Origin of the sequence: Schleiferilactobacillus harbinensis (assembly GCF_008694105.1) — a bacterium.
In the GTDB taxonomy this organism is placed as follows: Bacteria; Bacillota; Bacilli; order Lactobacillales; family Lactobacillaceae; genus Schleiferilactobacillus; species Schleiferilactobacillus harbinensis.
The window spans coordinates 3,022,350-3,043,361 of the sequence record NZ_CP041364.1 but is presented as its reverse complement, the minus strand read 5'-3'; the positions used below and the strand labels follow the sequence as shown (position 1 = coordinate 3,043,361).

Genomic DNA, 21,012 nt, shown 5'->3' with positions numbered 1-21,012 from the left:
TTATTTATTCACCACTTGCATCAAACCGGCATCCCGCTTCACAAATTGTTGGCCGCCTAAGTCGTAGTACTCAGCGCCATTGATATACCGGTTGCCGTAGGTGCGCCACTGACTGCCAGCCGGCAGAAGCCGAATTGGTTTCAAATCACGGTCATAAACGGCCGCGCCCCAAGTCGGGTGCGCTGGGACAGCGACAGTAAAAATACCAGTATATTCTCGCAGGCCTTGCACCCACTCGCCACCGCCGAGATCATATTTCGGCGGCTCATATTGATCGGACGAATAGGCAACGTGGAAATACTGCCACGCTGAGCCGGCGGTAAAATGCAAATATCCAGACCATGTTGAGCGACTGGTTTGCGGCGTCCCCTTATCAACGGGCAGCGGCATAATTGGGAACGAAGGTACATAAACTACCCCGCGCTGCGCAACGATCCTGTAGGTCGTATCTCGGTTGTTTGGAAAAGTCCGAACATAAAGGCCTTCCACCCACTGATCACCGCCAACGTTATACCAGGTTTCGTCGGAATTATAAGCGGGTACTGTAACCGTCCCAGAATATTGCCAGCGCGAGCCATAGGGTAAGATGCGCCCGGCGTAATGCCGCTTGGTGCCATAGCCATGCCACAGAGCAATCCCCGTGTTATCAATGTTGACGACCCGCAGCGTACCGCTCTCTTCCGAGATAGTCGAAGGGCCTTCGCTGTCGGCCTGGACAGGCTGACTGACCCCAGGGGTTGCGGCATACGTTGCCCCCGCCGCAAACAGAGCGATAACAACCGCATATACCCGCCAAAATTTTATCTTCATTTTTTGGACATCTCCCTAGTGCAAAGAACAGACACCAACCATCTCAAGCATAATACCACGTACTTATCCCCAGCCAACAATTCAAGCTAGAAACCCACAAGAAATTGCAAGCCGATCCGCAGACCCAATAAAATTCCCATCGACTCCAGTACCGCCCAATCCAGCCGCTTCTGAATAAACGGCACAACACTCACCGCAATCAGCACCAAACAACTGCCAAACCACAGGAAATCAAACGGTGTCCACCACAGCGCAATGCCCCAGGTGAGCCCGGTCAAGATAAGAGTCACCATACCCAATTGCCGATACACGATACGCTGATACCCCCGCCGGGAAGCCCGGGTCACGATCATGGGGTAAAGACCGGTCAAATCCCGCAGCGTACTGCCCACAACCAGCGCCGTGCCGGCGACGATGGCCGTTTCGACGAGCTGCTGAAACGGCATATCGTGGGCCCAGCCGAAGAAAAATGGACGGACTTGGGCCGGCCGCAGATTCACAAATTGTGCCAGCAGAAACACCACGATCCCCCAACTTAGGAGGGAATAGATGGTACGCCGTCGGATTGCCGTGTCAATCGCCCTCCTTCAAGCTGATAATTAGCGGTGTACGTGATGGGCGTATACCGGTCGTGGGAGGCAATGATCACCGCTTTACCGGCCGTCCGCAATTCTGCCACCAAATTCACCAATTGAGTCAAAGCTGCTTCATCCAAGCCGCGGGTCGGTTCGTCTAACAAAATCAGGTTCTGGTCCTCCATAACGGCCTGGATAATACCGGCTTTTTCCCGCATCCCAATGGAATATTTCTTCATCGACTGGCGGCTGTGCCAATCCAAGCCGAACCGCTGGGCCAAGCCGGCCATCACCGCAGGATCGCTATGGTGGTTAATGGTCGCTAGAAAAGTGAGGTTTGTCTTCAACGACTCGCCTTCCAGAAACCCGGGATTCTCAATCAAGGCGCCGATGTGTGTGTTTTCGCCCAGCTGAAAGGTCCCGGAAGTGGCTGGAATGATCCCTGCTACGATTTTCAGCAGCGTCGATTTACCCGAGCCATTGCCGCCGGCAATATGCACCACCTCGCCGCTGTCCACAGTCAAAGAAACATCCTGCAATACCTGCTGGGCACCAAAACTTTTGGAAATTTGCGCCACAGTTAATAAACGCATCGTAATCCTTCTTTCTCTTAGGTCGGGAGATTGAACGGCGCAATGAAACGCGGCAAGAGGGGATTCAGCAGTACATAATGGACCACGAAGTTCACCCCGAACGCTAAAATCACTGCCACGGTTGGCGGCAGTTTCACCAAAGTCAGCGCCATCAATCCGACAAAGACGAGGTACATCAAGGCGTTGACCGCGAAGAAAAGCCAAACCACCCATACGTCAACATGCGTCCAACCAAACGCCAGCGATTCAATCGTGTACAGACTTACGGTATAGACCAGCCAATCAATCAGCAGCGTCGTCAAAACAATCCGATGATACGGCCGCTGACCCAGCCGGACCGCCACGAACGTATTGACCGCGCGCAGCCGGCCCAGCTGATAGGCCATTAATAAAATGAAGAGGACATTGCTGGTTAACGTCACACTGTTTCCAATGACCAACGTCACTACCATCGGCGCCCAGTGGGTTAAACTGAGCAATGGCGCAATCAGGATAGCCGTGAGCAGCAGGCCCACCGCCCAGGGATTAAAGGCTTGCCGCCAAATTGGCCGGGCATCAGCCATGACCCTCACCGCCAAACTTCAACCAGGCCCAACCGCCGGCAATAATCAAACCGGCATAAAGCAGGACGGTAAAGAAAAAGGAAGTCAACGGCGCCGTACTCATGCCATATCGTCCGTAGCCAACCTGTTGTTGTAAATCAATGAGGTTAGGCAGATACAAATGGCCAAAGAATTGGCGGGTCAGGGGGATACTGCTCACAAAACCCAACCCCAGATACAGGGTAAAAGAAATGACCAGACCAGAGGCCCGGAAAAGAAACGGCCGCTTGATCCAGAGACCAATCATTAAGACAAAGTCCGCCATTAAGGCATACCCTGCCGCGTGGGTTAGGATATACACGATTAAACCAATGGTCGGGTCATCAAATAGGAAGAACATCATCCCGAGCCGACTGGCAAGCGGCAATGTCGGATAGATTACCCGAATCGCAACAACCGTACCGACTAAAGCTGTCGTCAACATCAGAAAAGTATACAGGAACGTGGTCAATAGCATTTGGCCAAGCAGCCAAGCCTTTGACCGCCGTTCAATGACTAAGTGGGCCAACCCGGAATGGAGAGCGGTAATCCAATAATCCGTAATCAAAACAGTCGTCCCAATAAACAGGATCAAAGGGACGTAAAAGGCAAAGTTCAAACTGTAATTATACCCAAGCAGAGCCAAAACACTGCCGTCATGCACTGGGCCCATATATCCTGAGGGCCGGACGCCAAAGCCAATCAGCAATCCCACCATCAGCGCTGTTCGCCACCACAGTTTCTTAATGCGCCAAAATGGTAACATCCAATCACCTCCAAAAAAGCCCCCGCACCTGGTACGGATTTCCTGTACCAGGTGCGGGAGCTCCTGTTCACTGGTCTTCCCAGCTGAACAATAAGCGATTGAGAAAAATAATGCAAGCGTTTGCACTTGCTTAAGCGGCGTTAGTGATACAAATACGATAAATCACTGGCCACACTCGGATACACCGGAATCCACTGCTGCAGCGCACTGGCCGGTTTCTGCTCCTGAATCAGCACCGTCAAGTAATTGAGCAGCTCTTCGGCATCCACCGCCAAGACGACGGCCCCTACGAGACGATGGGTATTTTTATCGGTGATCGTCGTCACCCGCGCCGTTTTATCCTGAATCCGCTGGTACGTATACCAACCGCTTAAGTCTTGTTCTTCAACAGTATAACGGTCCGGCGCTTGCGCGGTCGTACCCAGGCGTACACCGACCTGACCGAGTTCCGGGCTGGCGAAGACGATATGGGGCACCACCGGATACTGAATGGCGGCCGTGTCCTGCCCCAAAATCTGGCCGACAACATAGCGGCCTTCATAGCTGGCCACTGGCGTTAGCTTCGGCTGATTCTTGGCGATCACGTCGCCCACGGCGTAGATGTTCGGCTGAATCGTCTGCAAGTGATCGTTGACCGCGATGCCGCCTTTCACCGCCGTTAAGCCCACAGCGGCTAGGTTGAGATCCGTATTGGCGGGTCGGCCGATGGCACTGAAGGCCCGCGCCACCGCCAGGGATTGGCCGTCACTCAGCTGCAGCGCCACGCCATCCGCCGTCTCAGTGACTTTCTCCACAGTGGTATCCCAATGGAAAATAATCCCCCGCGCCGCCATGATCTTGGCCAGCCGCTGGGTATAGGTCTCGGGAAAGTCCCGCAGCAAGCGGTGATTGTGCTGAATCAGATGAACCTGGGCGCCAGCATTGGCGGCAATGTTCGCCAGTTCCACCGCTACGTAACCCCCGCCAATAAAGGCCATGGTCGGCGGCAGGAGCGGCAGATCCAGAAAGTCGGTGCTGGTCCCTAGGAGATCGCCGCCAGGAATATCCGGTTTCAGAGCATGGGCGCCGGTGGCAATAATGATGAACTCAGCGGTGTACTCTGCTTCACCAACGCGAATCGTATGGGGGTCTAAGAAAGCAGCAGCCCCGTGGATCGTTGTCACCCCGCTGCCGGCCAGCCCCTTTTCGGTCCCACTGGGCACACCATCGGTATAACTGTGCTTGAACGCCATCAAGGCCGGCCAATCAATCTCAGCCGCGCCAGTCAGCCCATGCTGGGCATAGCGCCGATCCTGCACTCGGCTTTCAACGACGCCGTAAAGCATTTTCTTCGGGTCACAGCCGCGGTTGGGACACGTCCCGCCCCACAGGTCGCTTTCGACCACGGCCACCTGTTGCTGCTCGGCTAAACCAAAGGCCACGGCGAGACCGCCTGGGCCGCCACCAATAACGATCGTATCAAAATGCTGTGTTTCACTCATTTTATATCCCTTTCCGAGGTATGAACCAATACGATATACTGCAACAAACCGGGCGCATCCAAGGCATAGGTGTGCCCATCCGCTGGATTTTCCACCGCCAGGGTTTCATTAGTACCCAACCGCGGGGCAATCGCCGCCACAGTGGTCTGGCTGGTGACACCGGGGGTCGGCGGCTGAGTCGTGGTCGGCAAGACGCCGCTAGCCAATACTTGGGCCAGGGTGTCCGCCCAGACGACGTGCCCCACTTCGGCACCGGCAAAGAAATCGGCGATGAAATTGGTCGCCGGGTGCTGCTGGATCTCAGCGGGCGTGCCCACTTGGTGGATCACGCCGTTGTGCATCACCGCAATGCGGTCGCCGACTTTCAACGCTTCGTGCATGTCGTGGGTCACAAACACGATCGTCTTATGAAGCTGCGCCTGCAAGCGCAGAATCAGATCCTGCAATTGATTACGGGACAGCGGGTCCAGCGCGCTGAATGGCTCATCCATCAAGATGACCCCAGGGTCGGCGGCCAAGGCCCGGACAATTCCCACCCGCTGGGCTTCGCCGCCGGACAAAGCATCGGGATACCGCTGGGCATATTCCGCGGCGGGCAGATCAACGGCCGCCAGCAGCGCCTCAGTCCGTTCCTGAATCCGTGTTCTGCTCATTTTCTTCATTTCGGGAATCACCGCAATGTTTTCTGCCACGGTCATGTTGGGAAACAAAGCAATATGCTGCAGGACGTAACCGATGGACCAGCGCAGTTCCTGCAGCGGATAATCCGCCACGGGCCGGCCAAAGAAAGTGATTGTCCCGGCATTGGGCTCTTCCAGCCGGTTGATCATTTTCAACGTGGTGGTCTTGCCTGAACCAGAGGGACCGACCAGCACAAAAATTTCCCCGGCAGGGATGGTTAAATTGAGATCGCTGAGGATCGTTTGGCCAGTGAAATTTTTGCGGACATGGTGGAATTCAATCGCGTTTTGCGCCGCCATCTCAATCACTCCCTTTCAGCAAGCCGTGCTGCTGCAAATACTGCCGGGCCACCTTAGCCGGCGATTCATTGCGCACATTCACGGCATAGTTCATCTGCTGCATCTGCTCATCAGTGATTTTGCCGGCCAGCTTATTCAAACTGCGGACAATTTCTGAATGATCCTGGGCAAATTTTGTCCGCATCAGCGGCGCCCCCTGATACGGCGGGAAAAGATGCTTGTCGTCGGTCAGCGTCTGCAATTTGTACTGCACGATCTCGCTGTCAGTCGAATAGACATCCACGACATTGACCTTATTGTTGTTGATGGCGGTATAGCGCAGGGCCGGCTCAAAGGAATGGGTCGGAAAATGCAGCCCGTAGACTTTCTTCAAGCCCTGATAGCCGTCGGGCCGATCAATGAATTCCAGCGTGAAGCCGCCGGACAGCTGGCCGCTGATCTGGCGCAGATCACTGATCGTGGTCAGCTGATGCTGCGCGGCGAAGGATTTCTTCACCGCCACACCGTATGTATTCTGGTACCGCATCGGCCGCAGATAAGTCATCTGGAACTGCTGGGCCAAGTCCTTTTTGGCAGTGGTATAGGTCTGCGCAGCTGACAAATGGCCGGTGGTCGCGGTACGCTGTTTGACCAGTGTTTCCAGCACCGTCCCGGTGAATTCCGGGTAGATGTCCACACTGCCGCTCTTCAAGGCGTTGAAAAGAAATGTCGTCTTACCAAAATTAGATTTCAGCTGCACATGAATATTAGGCTCATCCTGTTCGATCAGCTGTTTGTACATGTTGATCAGGATATCCGGTTCGCTGCCCAGCTTCCCGGCAATGGTCACCGTCTCCGGCTGATTGACCCGGGCCAGCACCTGGGTAGTGCCCACGCCCAGAACCAGAACAGCCAGCAGGCCGGCGGTCCACTGCCAGCGGCGCTTGGCCAGCCAAGAAATCAGCGCGGATAGAATAATCGCCAACAGGGCGGAAAAGACCGCGCCGATAACGATCAACGCCGTATTGTTCCGGTCAATGCCCAATAGGATGAATGAGCCCAACCCGCCAGCCCCAATCAAGGCGGCCAGCGTGGCTGTCCCGATAATCAAGACCAAGGCGGTACGAATGCCGCCAATGATCGTGGGCGCCGCAATGGGCAATTCAACTTTGCGCAGCTTGCGCCAGCGGCTCATGCCAAAGGCATCCGCCGCCTCTTCCAACGCCGGATCAATGCCGGTGATGCCTAAATAGGTGTTTTGAAAAATAGGCAGCAGCGCATAAATCACTAACGCAATCACCGCCGGCGTCGTGCCAATGCCCACCAACGGAATCAGCAGGCCCAGCAGCGCCAATGACGGGATCGTTTGGAGAATCCCCGCAATTTGCAGCAATACTCCAGCCGCCTTACTGTGCCGCGCGGCCCAAAACGCCAAAGGCATGGCAATGAGGATCGCGATAACGAGCGCAATCAAGGAAATACTCAAATGCTGCCCTAACGCACTGATCAGCTGTTGGCGCCGGCTGACTAAGGTTGAAATAATATCCATAGGTTCCCTCCCAATCCGTGGCGGGTGAGACAAAGTCTAGCTTTCCAGCGTATCTAGTGCCAAGTGCGGAGCAAGCGGAGGCAAAATGGGCTCAGCTGTGGAAACCACACGGCGGCTCCGCCGCCGATGTGGTTAGGCGACTTGGAGACCGCGCAGCGGGCTCCAAGCGCCGTCACAGCGTTCCAGCCCAATTTTGCCGCAGCTTGCGGAGCACTTGGCACGGCGTACCAGAATAGAATTTTGCCCATGCCCCTGTATGGTCATCCTCCAATTCCCACTATACAGAATCGGTCAAGCATCCGGCTAGTCCTGATTGGCCAACAACAGTGCCGTCAAATCGCTGATCTCATTCAACTGATAAGTCGGCCGCACAGCAGAACGATTCGGCTGGAAATGAGGATTGTACCAAACCGTGTCGATATGCGCATTCATGCCGCCTTGAATATCAGACGTCAGGGAATCGCCAATGATCAGCGCTTCCCGATGATGGAACCCGGGAATATGCTGCGCGGTGTAGGTAAAGAACGCTTTGGTCGGCTTCTGTACGCCCACGGAATCGGACACGAATACATCCCGGAAATAATGGGCCAAGCCGCTCTTGCGGAGCCGATCCAGTTGAACCGGCTCGATCCCGTTGGAGACAATATATAATTCATAGTCCTGCAACGCCGCCAGGGTTTCGGTCACCCGGGGGATGACCACCGCCTGCTGATCGAGCTTCGCGTGGTAGACCCGTTCCGCCAGCAAGCCGTCCGCGTTGATCTGCAGGTGCTTGAACGTCTTCACAAAGCGCTGGCGGAAGATGTCCTCCCGGGTAATGTCGCCGCGTTCGTAAGCCTCCCAAAGGGACTGATTGATGCGCAAATAAGTCGGTTCCAGCCGCGGATCGCGGGGCAGCTGAAGCTCAGCAAACATCTCGCGCAGGCTCTTCATTTCGCCCGCCTTGAAGTCTAATAGGGTATCGTCGATGTCAAACAGTAAAAAGCGATATGCCATAGGGAAATTCCTACTTTCTATTAAGCAATGGTGATATGCAGCGTACCCAATCCGGTGATCTGACTGACCAGCTGGTCGCCGGCCTGGAGGAAGATCTGCGGATCGCGGCCCACCCCCGTGCCGCTGGGGGTGCCGGTGAAGATCAGGTCGCCGGGCATCAATTCTACGATACTGGATAAATAGGCAACCAAGTCTGCAGGGGAGAAAATCAAGTCGCTGAGCAGGGACCGCTGCATCGCTTGGCCATTCACCGTCGTAGTCAAGGTCTGGCGGGCCAAATCCGGCACCTCATCCGGCGTGGTCAGCCACGGGCCGATGGGACCGTAACCAGCAAAGGACTTGGCCAGTGAAAACTGCGGCGGGTCATTGATGAATTGGACCGCCCGATCGGACAGATCTTGGCCCACCATGTAGCCGGCCACGTGGTTTAGCGCGTCTCCCTGACTGATGTCCCGGCCGCCCTGGCCGATCACCACGACGAGTTCCGTTTCCCAATCCGTTTTGGTTCCGTGATGGGGGACGGTCACCGTGGGCCCGGTCAAAGAGGATGGAAACTTAGTGAATACACTGGGGGCTTTGGGCGCGGCCACATGCAATTCCTTCGTGTGGGCCGCGTAATTCATGCCCACGGCGAAGACTTGACGGCTTTCGGGCAGCGGACAAATGAGCTGATCCGGTTGAATCGTCTGGGCCTTGCCCAAGGACAGCCGTTCAGCGCCCAACGCCCAAGCGGCCATCACCGAATCGGCATTCTGAATGGGCGCCGCGGATAAGTCCTCTGGAGTGCCCGTAATAACGACTGGTTCATTTTCTAACATCGCTAATTTCATTGTGGTACACTTTCCTTTCTCACTAACTGGGCCGCACCGCACATACCGGCGGTGTTGCCCAACTGGGCGGTGACGATGCGGCAGGCCCGGCCGGGAATGGCCAAAGCGTGGTCGGCCACCACTTGGCGGGCCGGCCGCAGCAGCCAGTCGCCGGCCCCGGCAACCCCGCCGCCAATGATGATCACCGCCGGATTATACATATTGACGATATTGGTCAGGCCAAAGCCCAGCAGGGTCCCGGCCGCTTGATAAGTGGCAATGGCGGCGGCCTCCCCGGCTTCCGCCGCAACTTGAATGGTCTTCGGGGTCGCAGCGGCCACCGCCGGTAAATCCAGAGCGGCCCGTTTCTCCCGATAGGTCTGCACAATGCCCACCGCGGACACGTACCGGCTCAAACACCCCGCACTGCCGCAATTGCACGGCCGGCCGTGGCGGAACATATTCATGTGGCCGATCTCGCCCGCTGAATTGGTCGCGCCGCGCAGCAGATGGCCATCCACCACGACGCCGGCGCCCAAGCCGGTGCCGATCGTCAGCATCACCAGATTGCTCTCACCCTGGCCCGCGCCCAACCGCCACTCACCGATGGTGTTCACCCGGACATCATTGTCTATCCGCACGGGCACGCCAAACTCTTTATGTAAAATGGTACTGACCGGCACGTCCTGCCACAGCGGAAAATTCGGTGAAAACATAGAAATCCCCCGCTGGGCATTAACTAACCCCGGGATGCCCAACCCAATGGCGGTCAGGTCTCCCGGATGCTGGGCCAGCATGGCCTGAATACCCGCTGTAATTGCCTGCAGCGTCTGTGCTGGCGGGGCTTTGGCCGGTGTTGGCGTCCAATGCTGATCGATCAGGCGCTGGCGGTCAGCGAATAGGCCAATCTTGATATTCGTGCCGCCCAGATCAACGCCAATCGTGTATGCCATCATGTCTACTCCTCTCGTTTCTAAACACTCTCCATTGTATTACACTCGATGTAGTGATTTCTTGCAAGGGAGAAAACAAGATGGTTTATTACGAAAAAATGACCCAACAGGGCTTCGATCAGCTAGGGGCGGACATCGAGGCGTTGAAAAAACAACGGCCTGGGCTGATCAAGGCGCTGCAGGCCGCCCGGGCGCTGGGCGATCTGTCCGAAAATGCGGAATATTCCGCCGCCAAACGGGACCTGCGTCATCTGGAATCCCGCCTGCGCTATTTAGGCAAACAGCGCCGCTATGCGGACATCGTGCACCCCCAGGCCAACGCCATCGTGGAAATCGGCAAGACCGTTGACTTGCGCTTCGACGATGACGACGATACTGACACCTACGCCATCGTGGGCAAACCCGAAGCGGATTTAGATGCCCAAAAGATTTCCCAGGCCTCGCCCTTGGGCGCTGCCCTCCTCGGCCATACCGTGGGCGACACCGTCACCGTGCAAGTCCCCAGCGGGACTTATCCAGTAACGATTCAGGCTGTCCGCCTGACAAGTCCGCCCGAAGGCTGATTTTCGTCCGCTTTACCGAAATTTAGGCCAGTGAAGCGGTTCAATAGCGTATACTGAAGTTAGTGACTGAGTTAATCAAGGAGGCTTGTTTTTTATGGAAGTTGAAAACTTATTCCGTTTGCACGACGACCGCTTGGCGGCCGTTTCTGAGGGTCATCCCGAACCGTTCTCCGATGACGCCTTCCGCACGATCATTACGAATTCCATCGGCAGTATTGCCCGTATTTTTAATTTGAATCCCACCAACCACCACGTGCAGGTGCCGGATAGCGGCCAGGTCATTGACTTCATCATGCAGGATGAAGATGATACCGGTATTTACTATCCCACCGTTGTGGTCCACAACACCGACTTATTGCCGACCATTATTTACCGGCTCAATGCCGTGGCCACCCAAATTCCTGATGAGGTGCTGAATCCAAGTTTGAACAGCACCACCACCCAGGCCCCGCCAGTCAGCGATGATGGTCAAGTCGATGCCGACGACGTGCCTTATCAAGACGATCCAGACGCCGCCACCCAACCGCAGCAGGCCGCCATCAGCGATGTCATTCCGCTGCTGGTCATTGATCACATGGACGACACCACGATGGCTTTCTTGAAGGCCACTGAAGGTTTAGTCGCCCACTTTATTCTGGTAAAGCGAATCGACGCAGACTTGGTCGATATCCGTGCCTTGCCGAGCATTGACAACCGCAGCGGCATTGAACAGGATGACGAAACGAAGCAGAAGCGCAGCTGGCTGGATACGTTCCGCAGCTAAGCAGGATATGAATGAGTGGCCCCAAAACCGGCACAACCGATTTTGGGGCCTTTTTTAAGATAAGAAAGGTGATTACTTGTGGCTTGGTGGCACACGGCGACGGCGTATCAGATTTATCCCCGCAGTTTTCAAGACAGCAACGGGGACGGCTTTGGGGACATTCCCGGGATCATTCGACGGCTGCCTTATTTGCACGAATTGGGTATCCAACTCATTTGGCTGACGCCGATGTATCCATCACCGGGATACGATAATGGCTACGACATCAGCGACTACCAAACAATAGACCCGCGTTACGGGACTTTGACCGACTTCAAAGAAATGCTGGCCGTCGCCCATCGCTACCATATTCGAATCATGATGGATCTGGTGCTGAACCACACGTCCACGGAACACCCCTGGTTCAAGGCCAGCCGGCAGGACAAAACGAACCCGTATGCCGATTTCTACTTCTGGGCAGACGCCGCGGCGGGCCAGGCGCCAACTAACTGGCTGTCCCGCTTCAGCGGCAGTACCTGGCAGTGGGATGACGAGCGCCAACAGTATTATCTGCACATCTTTGAGCAGCACATGCCGGATCTGAATTGGGATAATCCCGTCTTGCGGAAAAAGATCTTAGCGATGATGGCCTGGTGGGCAGAACAAGGGATCGACGGGTTTCGCTTGGACGTGATCAATATGATCTCCAAACGCACACCCTTTGGCAATGTCAGCCGAGCCACACCCAAGGACGACGGCCGGGCTTACTACATTAACGGGCCCCACGTTCATGACTACTTGCGGCTGATGAATCAAAAAATATTTGCCCCCAACCACATGATCACCGTGGGCGAATTAGCCTCGGCCGGCGTGGCCGAAACCGGAGAGTTCACCAATCCCGCCAACCACGAACTGGCCATGGCCTTTTCCTTTGAGCATCTGAAAATTGACTACACGGATGGCCGCAAGTGGACGCTGGGTCAATTTTCGCTGCCGGCCTTAAAGGCGGTGCTGACCAAATGGCAGGTGGGCATTGCCAGAGAACACGGCTGGAATGCCCTATTTTGGACCAATCACGACCAGCCCCGGGCCATTTCCCGGTTCCTGAATGATGACCGTTACCGGATCGAATCCCAGAAATTGCTGGCTATCGTACAATTTGGGCTGCAGGGCACGCCTTATATCTACCAAGGGGAAGAAATCGGCATGCGCAATGCCTATTTCACAAATATTGATCAATATGACGATCGGGAAAGCCGCAACGTCTATGCCGCCATGCGCCAGGAAGGCGTCGACACGGCCACTGCGCTGGCGATTCTCCAGCAGAAGTCCCGGGACAATGCCCGCACCCCGATGCACTGGAACCATACGCCCAATTACGGTTTTACCACTGGCACGCCATGGTTGCAGCCCGGGCTTGACGATCCAGTCACCGTCAAGGACGCGCTGGCTGATCCCCAGAGCATTTTTGCCCTCTACCAGCAGCTCATCGCGGCCCGGCCGGCGTATCCAGTCTTCACGGATGGCGACTTCCATATGCTGGCCCCTGACGACACCACCGTGATGCACTATCAGCGCCGCAATCAAACCGCTGTTCTCAGTGTTTGGGCGAACTGGTCCGGGACGCCCCAGTCCCGCCGGGCGGCCGATCTGCGAAATACCCGCCTCTTAGCCCACAACTACCCGGATGGCCTGCGGATTGCTGGCGAATTATTCACTTTACGCCCCTATGAAGCCGTTCTTTTAGTGGGAAAACAGGTACAATAAGAAGCATCAAAGAAAGAAAGCAGGGATGGTATGGCTGACCATTTCCAAAAGAAAGCAGCCCAGCAGTTGGGTTACTTGCATGCATATTTCTATAACAATTTTACTCCCGTGACTGGGATCACCATGGGCCGGGACGAACGGGCGGATACCCGCACGATCCCCACGGCGGTCCAGTGGCGGCCAGTGAGTTTAGGCACGGCGTGGCAGGGCCGGGATGATTATTTCTGGCTGCGCTTTTCACTCACTGTGCCGATGCTGGCCGAAGACGCCCATTACGTCCTCCACGCGGTCTTAGGCCGCACCGGCGGCGGGAATAATTCCGGCTTTGAAGGATTGCTATTCGTGAATGGCGCACCCTATCAAGCCGTCGACAGCAACCACGAAGAAGTCCACTTTGGCACCCGTTACAGCGGCCAAACACTGTCGATTGCCATTAAGTTGTGGACTGGTTTGGAAGGCGGCGGACCGCGGCAGATCCAGCACTATACCTTGGATGACTTGAGTGCCGGGATCATCAATCAATCCGTGGTCGACTGTTATGCCTATTTATGGAACATTGTCGGCACCGTGGCGGAACTCGGGCCCGATGAGCCGCTGCGCTACAGCTACCAGACACTGGTCAAGCAGAGCCTGCGCCGCTTCGATTGGGCCAGCCTGACCCCAGCGACGATCGGGCCGGTGTGCGACCAGGTACTCGCGGACATCCACGCCTTCATTGCTGCGCATCCCCATGAGAAAAAAGGCTACCAAATCACCGCTGTGGGCCAGACCCACATTGATGTCGCCTGGCTGTGGCGGCTGCGCCATACCCGGGAGAAAATTGCCCGGTCGTTCAGCACGGTCTTGGCGTTAATGGATGAATACCCGGACTATCGCTTCTTCATGAGTACGCCGCAAGACTTCGCCTTTCTCGCTGACGATTATCCTGATCTATATCAGCGGGTGGCGCAACGCATAGCTGAAGGCCGCTGGGAAGTGGACGGCGGTACGTGGCTGGAGCCGGACGTGAACATGCCCAGCGGGGAATCACTGACGCGGCAATTTCTTTACGGCAGTGCTTACTTCAAACAGCACTTCGATGCGGATGCCCACGTGCTGTGGCTGCCGGATACCTTTGGTTACTCCGCCGCCTTGCCCCAGATCATGCACGGTTTTGGCGTCGATAATTTCATGACCACCAAGATCAGCTGGAACGACACCAACCGGGTCCCCCATGATACCTTCTATTGGCAAGGAATCGACGGCAGCCGGGTGCTAACCCATTTCATCACGACCATCGAACCCTGGACCAACTACGAGGATCCGGCGCAATGGCAGTATACCTATAACGGCGATGTGACACCGCACACCGTCATCGGCACCTACCATGTTTACGCGGACAAACCGGTCAATGACCATCTGCTGTTGGCCTACGGTTACGGCGATGGTGGCGGCGGGCCGACGCGGGAACAGATTCAAAATATTCGCATCCTGAACGAATTGCCTGGGATGCCGACGATCCATAATGGCCGAGTGGCCGATTTCTTCAGCGGCCTCCAGGATCGGCTGCACCACGCTGCCGAACCGGTGGCGGTCTGGCGGGGCGAGCTCTACTTGGAATTCCACCGGGGCACCTATACCTCTCAGGCCCGCATCAAAGCCCATAACCGGCGGGCGGAATATGCCCTGCGGGATTTGGAAATGCGCTATGCGGCGGCCCATGTGGAACAAGGCCTCCCCTATCCCCAAGAAACACTGCATACCCTCTGGACAACGCTGCTGCGCAACCAATTCCACGATATTCTGCCTGGTTCCGCCATTCACGAAGTCTATGAGGATGCCGAGAAAGAATTCAGCCAGTTGTTTGCGACCATTGCCAAACTGCACCAAGCATTGGACGCACAAGTGACCACCGCCGCGGTCGGTCAGTCTTTGGCCCGCAACAGTCTCCCCTGGACCACGACGCAGCTCATCGGTGACCAGGAGGTAACTGTCCCCGCCTTGAGCACGATCAGCCTGCCAGCAGCGCAGCCTGCCGCGGCGCCCGCCATGGCGGTGATTGACGGCCGGACCGTGCACACCCCGTTCTATGATCTGACTTACGCTGCCACCGGTGCATTGACCAAATTGTGGGATAAGCGGACCCAGCGGGATGTGCTGGCCGATGCCGGTGGCAATATCCTCACCCTGTATGAGGACCGGCCCCTGCAATATGACAACTGGAACATTGACGCGGATTATCCAGACAAAGCCAGCGTACTCCAGGCTGATCAAGTCGCGGTGACCGCCAATACCCCGCTGTATACCGATATTACCAGCCAGTACGCCTTCGGTCAGTCGACCATGACCCAAGTCATTCGGTTATACGCCCACAACCCGCGAATCGATTTCCGTACCACAGTGGATTGGCACGAGCGTCAGCGGCTGCTGCGGGTCGCCTTCAATACGCCGATCCTCGCGGCCAGTGCCCGCTATGATATCCAATACGGCAACGTCACCCGAGCGACAGACGACAACACCTCCTGGGATCAGGCCAAATTCGAAACCGTCGCCCACGAATGGGTGGACCTGGCTCAGCGGGATTACGGCGTCGCCCTGCTCAACGACAGCAAGTACGGCCACCGGATCAAAGGCAGTCAAATTTCATTATCCCTGTTGAAATCCGGCAACTACCCGGACACCACGGCAGATGAGGGCATCCAAACCTTCACCTACGCCCTGCTGCCCCACACCGGCGATTTTCTCACCGGCCAAGTACCCCAGGCTGCAGCCGAATTGAATGAACCGCTGCGCTGCACCGCTGATCGGACCGCGGAGACGTTAACGCCGCTCTTTACAGTCACCGGTGATTACCCCGCCGCGCTGGATGCGGTGAAGATCAGCGAAGACGGCACCGCCCTGATCGTCCGCGTTCACGACTACTCCGGCACCGACAACCGCCTCAGCTTGACCCCGCGCTTTGCGGCCAAGACCGCCCAAACTGCCGCGCTGGATGAACACGTCACCGATGCCACCGAATTGCTGGCGGCGGGTCAAGTGACGCTCACGTTGCATCCTTACGAAATTCGCACGATACGCTTCACTTGGTAACGACTCGCACGCACAAGCCCCGCTTGATCAGCAATTGATCAAGCGGGGCTTTTCTCACTTATTCAAGCACATCATGGATCGTCACCACCCCCACCACCTGGTGGTCGTTATCCTCCACGATCAAATTCGAAATACTATACGCCGCCATCTTCTGCCAGGCCGCCTGGTTCCGCTCTTCCTGATTGATACTGATAAACCCGCGGGTCATATAATCCGACGCCTGGGACCGCTTGACCTGGGGGACATCCAGAAACTTCTTCCGAATATCCCCGTCGGTGACGATCCCAGTAATGGCATGGGTCTGACCGTTGCGCACCATTGTAATGCCCAACCCGAAGTCGCTGATCCGATAAATCACTTCATTGATCGGTGTATCCTCCGTTACGTAGGGCAGTCGCGTATGCATCACGTGCTTCACTCGCTGCAGCAGCATCCGGCCGATATTGCCGCCGGGATGAAATTGGGCAAAGTTTTCCTTGTCAAACTGCCGGACCTTTTCCAGCACCACCAGCAAAGCATCCCCGAAGACCAGGGTGGCGGTCGTGGAGGCGGTGGGCGCCAGCCCGGTGACGTCAACCTCTTCATCCACACCGACATCAATGGCCAGAGTCGTATTCGTGGCCAACGTGGATTGGGGCGCCCCAGTGAGGGAGACCGTGGTCAGTGCTTCGCCATGGATCGCTTGCAGGGCGAAGAACGTACGAATCACTTCCTGGGTCTCGCCGCTGTTGGACACGAAGAACACCAAGTCGTCACTGGCCACTCGGCCCAGATCACCATGGTAGGCATTGGCCGCATCGATGACGAAACTCGGCTGGCCGATGGACGATAGCGAAGCCGCGATTTTCTGGGCGATGATTTCCGATTTGCCAATACCGATAAAGATCAAGCGGCCGCCGGTTTTGCGAATCATTTCGATCAGCCGATCAAAATGATCATCCAGACGAGCCGCGACGCCAGTGAGGGCATCACTTTCCTGGGCAAATACTTTCTGGGCAATCTCATAATAAGCCATCTTGCACCCGCCCCTTCTGAGCCGCTTGATACTCATGGAACAGTGTATTGGCCTCGCGGAAAATTGGCGCCGCCTTGGCCAGATAAAGCTGATTGTCCGCATCTGAAATGGCACTAGGCGGATCGGGGTGCACTTCGGCAAAGATTCCATCAACGCCCACGGTCAGGGCGGCGCGCATCAGCGGAAAAGCAAAGTCCCGCTGGCCGCCGGAATGGTCGCCGTACCCGCCGGGCAGCTGGACGGAGTGGGTGGCATCGAAAATCACCGGATACTCAAATTGACGCATCGTGATCAGTCCAGGCATGTCCACCACCAAACGGTGATAACCGAAGGAAACACCGCGTTCAGTCAACAGGATTTTTTCCGTATAGGGGTCCAGCTTGTCGACCACGGACCCCATATCCTCTGGCGCCATGAACTGGCCCTTCTTCACGTTGACCACCCGGCCGGTCTTGGCGGCCGCCACCAGCAGATCGGTTTGCCGGCTCAGGAAGGCCGGAATTTGGAGCACGTCAGCGACTTCCGCCACCGGCGCGCATTGGTAAGATTCATGAACATCGGTGACGATCGGGACATGGTAAGTTTCTTTGATCCGGCGCAGCACCTTCAGGCCCGCTTCCAGCCCAGCGCCGCGATCGGCCTCGCCGGAACTGCGGTTGGCCTTATCGAAGGACGACTTGAAGACATAATTGATATGCAGTTCATCCGCCAGGGACCCGAGAATCTCCGCTACTTGGGCGCAGGTGTCATAGGATTCAATGGCACACGGGCCGGCTAGCAGCGTCAGCTGATCATTATGGAACCCATAGTCTTTAAAAACCGTTGCAATTGTCGCCATGGTCAAAACCTCCTTGGTTTCTCACCACGCTCCCCATCGGACAAGGCTGTCCGCATGGCATACGGTCATTTCGCCAGAGCACTCAGGCTCTTACATATCAGTTTACTTACTAATTGTTACTAAATAAATAATAACGAATGTTCTTAATATTTACTTAACAAAAGACCATTAAGAGTAAAACAAAAGACACGGCTCAGCACCGTGTCCTCATGCTAGTTTACTTACACTAATTATTCTGTAAGAACAATTGAACATCCGCAATACTGCGGTCGCCGTCGTACTTGGCGCCGACCTGACCAGCCCGGAAGGCCAGTAAAGTCGGCACAAAGGAAATCTCGTACGCGTCTCGGAATGCCTTCAGCACCGGATCGCTCAAAGTGTTCAGCGTATCCACGTAGTACACCGTCTTCCCCGTGGCCGCCTGAGCCAAGACTAGATTCGGCATCAGTACTTGGCACCACGGGCAGCTCTTGCGGCTGAAGACCACGGTCAACGACTCGTTAGCCGCTAACTTGGCCCGCAAGTCCGGCACCGTCAGCGCGGTCAGTGCCCGGGCTTGATCCTCATAGGCCGCCATGCGGGCGGTCCATAATTCGTCCTCCGGGGTTGGCGCCTGCTTGGGCAGCACGCACGCCCCATCAGCACATTGCGTTGTCTTTTCAGTGGTTTCGGTTGTCGGTTCAGCCATATTCATCGATCCTCTCGTATCAAGTTACACTGAGTATAAGAGGTCAATGTGGGAATTGCAATCTGCATGCCGCTATTTATCCGTCAGCACCACATACGTCATATCAATCGGCCCATGGACCCCAACGACCAGGACCATTTCAATGTCCCCCGAATTCGATGGTCCGGTGATGAAGTTGATATTCGACGTGTGCAGCCGGCCCGCCTTCAATTCCGTGTCATACCAGTCCATGGCTTGCCGAGAACGCGGGACGATCCGGCTTTGGGGCACCAGCGCGACGTAGTGCTTGGGCAGAAAGTGAAAGCTGCGGCCCTGCCCCGGCGTGGTTGCCACGGTGATCGTGCCGGATTCAGCGCAGAGGAACTCCACACAGCCGATGGCCAAGTCAGCATCTTGGGCCCGCTGAATGTTCTCCGTTCGACTGCCCGCCGGATCCCAGTAAGTCGGCCGCGGCGTGACCTGCGCCGCCCAATCTGTTAACCCATAGGCGGCGATCCGCTCATCCGTGGGCAGCAGCAGCGACTGGGCGGTCTTATCCGTGATCATCTGGTCCAGCACGCTCGGCAGATCCGCCGTGGCCGCCGTTTTGAATGTCACGTGTTCTGCTTCGCTGTTTTCCTTGGCCAGGGCAAATAACTCCGCCGGGGTTTTATCTGCCAAGGTAGTTTCCGGTAAATCATTCAGCGGCACAAACGGATGATCCGTCAATTGATGCCGCGGCCGCTCAGCCTTGGCGGCAATAAAGTTCAAAAACTCCTCGCGATTATCACTGGTCATCGTTACTCGCCCCTTTCTGCGCCTCATGGTCCTTGAACCAGCGGCGGAAATTCTCCGTATGCTTCGGCGGCCGCGGGGCATCCCGCACGTCGGTCCAGCCCTTGGCCATGGACGGTGCATGGGTGATGTGGCCTTGGTGATTATACAGATTGTCCACAGTGGTCGGTTTCTTTGAGACAAACGGCAGCGTGGCGGAATGATCGAATTGCAGCGCCATCTGGAACAGGTCGGAATGCGCCGTACCCATCCCGATGCCCTTCATAATTGCTTTGTTAAAGGCCTTGTCGGTCTTCAGTTTGTCCATCATCACTTCCCGGTGCTTGATCAGCAACCGGTGCAGCGGAATCTTCACCGGGCACGTCTCGGTACAGGCCCCGCACAAGCTGGAGGCAAAGGGCAGGTCGCCGAATTTCTCATACCCGTCCAAAACCGGGGATAATACCGCGCCGATCGGCCCCGGATAGATCGAGCCGTAACCGTGGCCGCCGATGTGGCGATAAATCGGGCAGACATTCAAACAGGCACCGCAGCGAATGCACTGCAAAACGGATTCAAAGGGGGTGCCCAGCGCGTTGGACCGGCCGTTGTCCAAAATCACGACGTGCAGATCTTCGGGTCCGTCGCTTTCGCCCGCGACCTGCTCGCCGCTGAAGGAACAATAACTGGTCAGCTTCTGGCCCACCGCGCTGCGGCTGAGCATATTGTCCAGGACTTCGGCTTCCTTCAGACTCGGCACCAGGCGCTCCATCCCCATGACGACGACTTGCGTCTTGGGAATCGCCATGGTCAGATCGGCATTGCCTTCATTGGTCACTAAATTGATCAGTCCAGAATCGGCAATGGCAAAGTTGCAGCCGGTGATGCCCATGTCCGCTTGGAGAAAATAACCGCGGAGGTATTCCCGGGCAAACCGGGCCATGCGAGTGGGATCGTTGTCGCCGGTGTAACCCAATTTTTCAAACACGCCGCGAATCTGGTCCCGGTTCTTATGCAGCGTTGGGAAAACGATGTGGGTCGGTTCATCCCAGTTATCCGATTGCAGAATAAATTCCGCCAGGTCGGTCTCCATCAGCTTCATCCCGGGCAGCTTTAATAATTGCTTGTCTAGATCGATCTCGGTGGTCACCATGGACTTGGATTTCACGACCCGCTGTACATGCTTTTCTTTGGCTAAATTGGTGATGTAATTGACCGCGTCGGTATCTTTTTTAGCAAAATAAACATGGCCGCCGCGCTTCTCCACATTATCTGCGAATTCTTCTAAATAATCCGGCAAATAATGGATGACATGCTGCCGAATCTGTTCCCCCAAATTGCGCCAGTCCTGCCAGTGGCCCAGTTCTTTCCGGGCCGCTTCCCGTTTGTCCCATTGGGCATCCTGGGCTTTGGCAACGGACTTCTGCATGAATTTATCTTGTTCTGACTCTTTCACCCGGGTCAAAAAGGGCTTGTTGGTTGTTTCTAGTCCCATCAGTCCCGCC

The 21,012-nt window shown here is 56.1% G+C and carries 20 protein-coding genes; 4 read left to right on the top strand and 16 right to left on the bottom strand.

Translation table 11 applies throughout. From position 1 onward, the window contains the following. The 11 genes from FMM01_RS15025 to FMM01_RS14975 all read right to left on the bottom strand — a co-directional run bounded on the left by FMM01_RS15025 (position 1) and on the right by FMM01_RS14975 (position 10,072). Positions 1 to 810 (bottom strand): SLAP domain-containing protein, encoded by an 810-nt coding sequence (locus tag FMM01_RS15025; protein ID WP_150393059.1) that lies wholly within the window; start codon positions 808 to 810, stop codon positions 1 to 3. An 86-nt stretch (positions 811 to 896) separates the two neighbouring features. Continuing rightward, on the bottom strand, positions 897 to 1,331 hold the full coding sequence (locus FMM01_RS15020; RefSeq protein ID WP_150393058.1) for a hypothetical protein: 435 nt from the start codon (positions 1,329 to 1,331) through the stop codon (positions 897 to 899). 14 nt (positions 1,332 to 1,345) lie between these two features. Next, positions 1,346 to 1,978 (bottom strand): ATP-binding cassette domain-containing protein, encoded by a 633-nt coding sequence (locus tag FMM01_RS15015; protein ID WP_150393057.1) that lies wholly within the window; start codon positions 1,976 to 1,978, stop codon positions 1,346 to 1,348. Positions 1,979 to 1,995: 17 nt separating this feature from the next. Next, positions 1,996 to 2,541, bottom strand: coding sequence for a hypothetical protein (locus FMM01_RS15010; RefSeq protein ID WP_150393056.1), 546 nt, complete (start codon positions 2,539 to 2,541; stop codon positions 1,996 to 1,998). Further along, positions 2,534 to 3,325 (bottom strand): hypothetical protein, encoded by a 792-nt coding sequence (locus FMM01_RS15005; protein ID WP_150393055.1) that lies wholly within the window; start codon positions 3,323 to 3,325, stop codon positions 2,534 to 2,536. The genes FMM01_RS15010 and FMM01_RS15005 overlap by 8 nt, the downstream gene beginning before the upstream one ends. Before the next feature lie 140 nt (positions 3,326 to 3,465). Next, a complete protein-coding gene (locus FMM01_RS15000; protein WP_150393054.1) occupies positions 3,466 to 4,806 on the bottom strand; it encodes a dihydrolipoyl dehydrogenase family protein in 1,341 nt (446 codons plus the stop codon). Continuing rightward, positions 4,803 to 5,786 carry an ABC transporter ATP-binding protein gene (locus FMM01_RS14995; protein WP_027828890.1) on the bottom strand — a complete coding sequence of 328 codons (984 nt, stop codon included), beginning with the start codon at positions 5,784 to 5,786 and terminating at the stop codon, positions 4,803 to 4,805. The genes FMM01_RS15000 and FMM01_RS14995 overlap by 4 nt, the downstream gene beginning before the upstream one ends. Before the next feature lies 1 nt (position 5,787). Beyond that, positions 5,788 to 7,314 carry an ABC transporter permease/substrate-binding protein gene (locus FMM01_RS14990; RefSeq protein ID WP_150393053.1) on the bottom strand — a complete coding sequence of 509 codons (1,527 nt, stop codon included), beginning with the start codon at positions 7,312 to 7,314 and terminating at the stop codon, positions 5,788 to 5,790. A 303-nt stretch (positions 7,315 to 7,617) separates the two neighbouring features. Further along, positions 7,618 to 8,310, bottom strand: a complete 693-nt coding sequence (locus FMM01_RS14985; protein ID WP_035440659.1) for a YjjG family noncanonical pyrimidine nucleotidase — start codon at positions 8,308 to 8,310, stop codon at positions 7,618 to 7,620. A gap of 20 nt (positions 8,311 to 8,330) precedes the next feature. Continuing rightward, on the bottom strand, positions 8,331 to 9,140 hold the full coding sequence (locus tag FMM01_RS14980; RefSeq protein WP_150393052.1) for a fumarylacetoacetate hydrolase family protein: 810 nt from the start codon (positions 9,138 to 9,140) through the stop codon (positions 8,331 to 8,333). Continuing rightward, positions 9,137 to 10,072 carry an ROK family protein gene (locus tag FMM01_RS14975; protein ID WP_223849975.1) on the bottom strand — a complete coding sequence of 312 codons (936 nt, stop codon included), beginning with the start codon at positions 10,070 to 10,072 and terminating at the stop codon, positions 9,137 to 9,139. The genes FMM01_RS14980 and FMM01_RS14975 overlap by 4 nt, the downstream gene beginning before the upstream one ends. Positions 10,073 to 10,152: 80 nt before the next feature. Between FMM01_RS14975 and greA the strand changes: the two genes are divergently transcribed. The 4 genes from greA (at position 10,153) to FMM01_RS14955 (ending at position 16,213) form a co-directional block, all read left to right on the top strand. After that, a complete protein-coding gene (greA, locus tag FMM01_RS14970) occupies positions 10,153 to 10,635 on the top strand; it encodes a transcription elongation factor GreA (RefSeq protein ID WP_150393050.1) in 483 nt (160 codons plus the stop codon). Positions 10,636 to 10,729: 94 nt separating this feature from the next. Beyond that, positions 10,730 to 11,398: a hypothetical protein gene (locus tag FMM01_RS14965; protein ID WP_150393049.1), complete on the top strand. Its 669-nt coding sequence runs from the start codon at positions 10,730 to 10,732 to the stop codon at positions 11,396 to 11,398. A 78-nt stretch (positions 11,399 to 11,476) separates the two neighbouring features. Further along, positions 11,477 to 13,144, top strand: a complete 1,668-nt coding sequence (locus FMM01_RS14960) for an alpha,alpha-phosphotrehalase (RefSeq protein ID WP_150393048.1) — start codon at positions 11,477 to 11,479, stop codon at positions 13,142 to 13,144. Between the two features lie 30 nt (positions 13,145 to 13,174). Beyond that, positions 13,175 to 16,213, top strand: a complete 3,039-nt coding sequence (locus FMM01_RS14955; protein WP_150393047.1) for an alpha-mannosidase — start codon at positions 13,175 to 13,177, stop codon at positions 16,211 to 16,213. A gap of 58 nt (positions 16,214 to 16,271) precedes the next feature. Here FMM01_RS14955 and FMM01_RS14950 read toward each other — a convergent pair whose 3' ends face one another. The 5 genes from FMM01_RS14950 to FMM01_RS14930 all read right to left on the bottom strand — a co-directional run bounded on the left by FMM01_RS14950 (position 16,272) and on the right by FMM01_RS14930 (position 21,002). Continuing rightward, the gene (locus tag FMM01_RS14950; protein ID WP_150393046.1) at positions 16,272 to 17,228 is read right to left on the bottom strand and encodes a KpsF/GutQ family sugar-phosphate isomerase; all 957 of its coding nucleotides are present in this window, start codon (positions 17,226 to 17,228) and stop codon (positions 16,272 to 16,274) included. Beyond that, positions 17,215 to 18,066 (bottom strand): 3-deoxy-8-phosphooctulonate synthase, encoded by an 852-nt coding sequence (gene kdsA / locus FMM01_RS14945; protein ID WP_027828899.1) that lies wholly within the window; start codon positions 18,064 to 18,066, stop codon positions 17,215 to 17,217. The genes FMM01_RS14950 and kdsA overlap by 14 nt, the downstream gene beginning before the upstream one ends. 226 nt (positions 18,067 to 18,292) lie before the next feature. Continuing rightward, positions 18,293 to 18,754 carry a DUF6568 family protein gene (locus tag FMM01_RS14940; RefSeq protein ID WP_190973393.1) on the bottom strand — a complete coding sequence of 154 codons (462 nt, stop codon included), beginning with the start codon at positions 18,752 to 18,754 and terminating at the stop codon, positions 18,293 to 18,295. 72 nt (positions 18,755 to 18,826) lie between these two features. Then, positions 18,827 to 19,531 (bottom strand): LutC/YkgG family protein, encoded by a 705-nt coding sequence (locus FMM01_RS14935; RefSeq protein WP_150393044.1) that lies wholly within the window; start codon positions 19,529 to 19,531, stop codon positions 18,827 to 18,829. After that, on the bottom strand, positions 19,521 to 21,002 hold the full coding sequence (locus FMM01_RS14930; RefSeq protein ID WP_150393043.1) for a LutB/LldF family L-lactate oxidation iron-sulfur protein: 1,482 nt from the start codon (positions 21,000 to 21,002) through the stop codon (positions 19,521 to 19,523). Before FMM01_RS14930 ends, FMM01_RS14935 begins: the two co-directional genes overlap by 11 nt. Between the last annotated feature and the right edge of the window lie 10 nt (positions 21,003 to 21,012).

Bases quoted from the DNA above. Each gene is read 5' to 3' on its own strand.
- FMM01_RS14940 (WP_190973393.1), bottom strand. From the start codon at position 18,754: ATGGCTGAACCGACAACCGAAACCACTGAAAAGACAACGCAATGTGCT.
- FMM01_RS15015 (WP_150393057.1), bottom strand. From the start codon at position 1,978: ATGCGTTTATTAACTGTGGCGCAAATTTCCAAAAGTTTTGGTGCCCAG.
- FMM01_RS14985 (WP_035440659.1), bottom strand. From the start codon at position 8,310: ATGGCATATCGCTTTTTACTGTTTGACATCGACGATACCCTATTAGAC.
- FMM01_RS15000 (WP_150393054.1), bottom strand. From the start codon at position 4,806: ATGAGTGAAACACAGCATTTTGATACGATCGTTATTGGTGGCGGCCCA.
- greA (WP_150393050.1), top strand. From the start codon at position 10,153: ATGGTTTATTACGAAAAAATGACCCAACAGGGCTTCGATCAGCTAGGG.
- FMM01_RS15010 (WP_150393056.1), bottom strand. From the start codon at position 2,541: ATGGCTGATGCCCGGCCAATTTGGCGGCAAGCCTTTAATCCCTGGGCG.
- FMM01_RS14950 (WP_150393046.1), bottom strand. From the start codon at position 17,228: ATGGCTTATTATGAGATTGCCCAGAAAGTATTTGCCCAGGAAAGTGAT.
- FMM01_RS14975 (WP_223849975.1), bottom strand. From the start codon at position 10,072: ATGGCATACACGATTGGCGTTGATCTGGGCGGCACGAATATCAAGATT.
- kdsA (WP_027828899.1), bottom strand. From the start codon at position 18,066: ATGGCGACAATTGCAACGGTTTTTAAAGACTATGGGTTCCATAATGAT.
- FMM01_RS14955 (WP_150393047.1), top strand. From the start codon at position 13,175: ATGGCTGACCATTTCCAAAAGAAAGCAGCCCAGCAGTTGGGTTACTTG.
- FMM01_RS14965 (WP_150393049.1), top strand. From the start codon at position 10,730: ATGGAAGTTGAAAACTTATTCCGTTTGCACGACGACCGCTTGGCGGCC.
- FMM01_RS15025 (WP_150393059.1), bottom strand. From the start codon at position 810: ATGAAGATAAAATTTTGGCGGGTATATGCGGTTGTTATCGCTCTGTTT.
- FMM01_RS14995 (WP_027828890.1), bottom strand. From the start codon at position 5,786: ATGGCGGCGCAAAACGCGATTGAATTCCACCATGTCCGCAAAAATTTC.
- FMM01_RS15005 (WP_150393055.1), bottom strand. From the start codon at position 3,325: ATGTTACCATTTTGGCGCATTAAGAAACTGTGGTGGCGAACAGCGCTG.
- FMM01_RS14935 (WP_150393044.1), bottom strand. From the start codon at position 19,531: ATGACCAGTGATAATCGCGAGGAGTTTTTGAACTTTATTGCCGCCAAG.
- FMM01_RS14980 (WP_150393052.1), bottom strand. From the start codon at position 9,140: ATGAAATTAGCGATGTTAGAAAATGAACCAGTCGTTATTACGGGCACT.
- FMM01_RS14930 (WP_150393043.1), bottom strand. From the start codon at position 21,002: ATGGGACTAGAAACAACCAACAAGCCCTTTTTGACCCGGGTGAAAGAG.
- FMM01_RS14990 (WP_150393053.1), bottom strand. From the start codon at position 7,314: ATGGATATTATTTCAACCTTAGTCAGCCGGCGCCAACAGCTGATCAGT.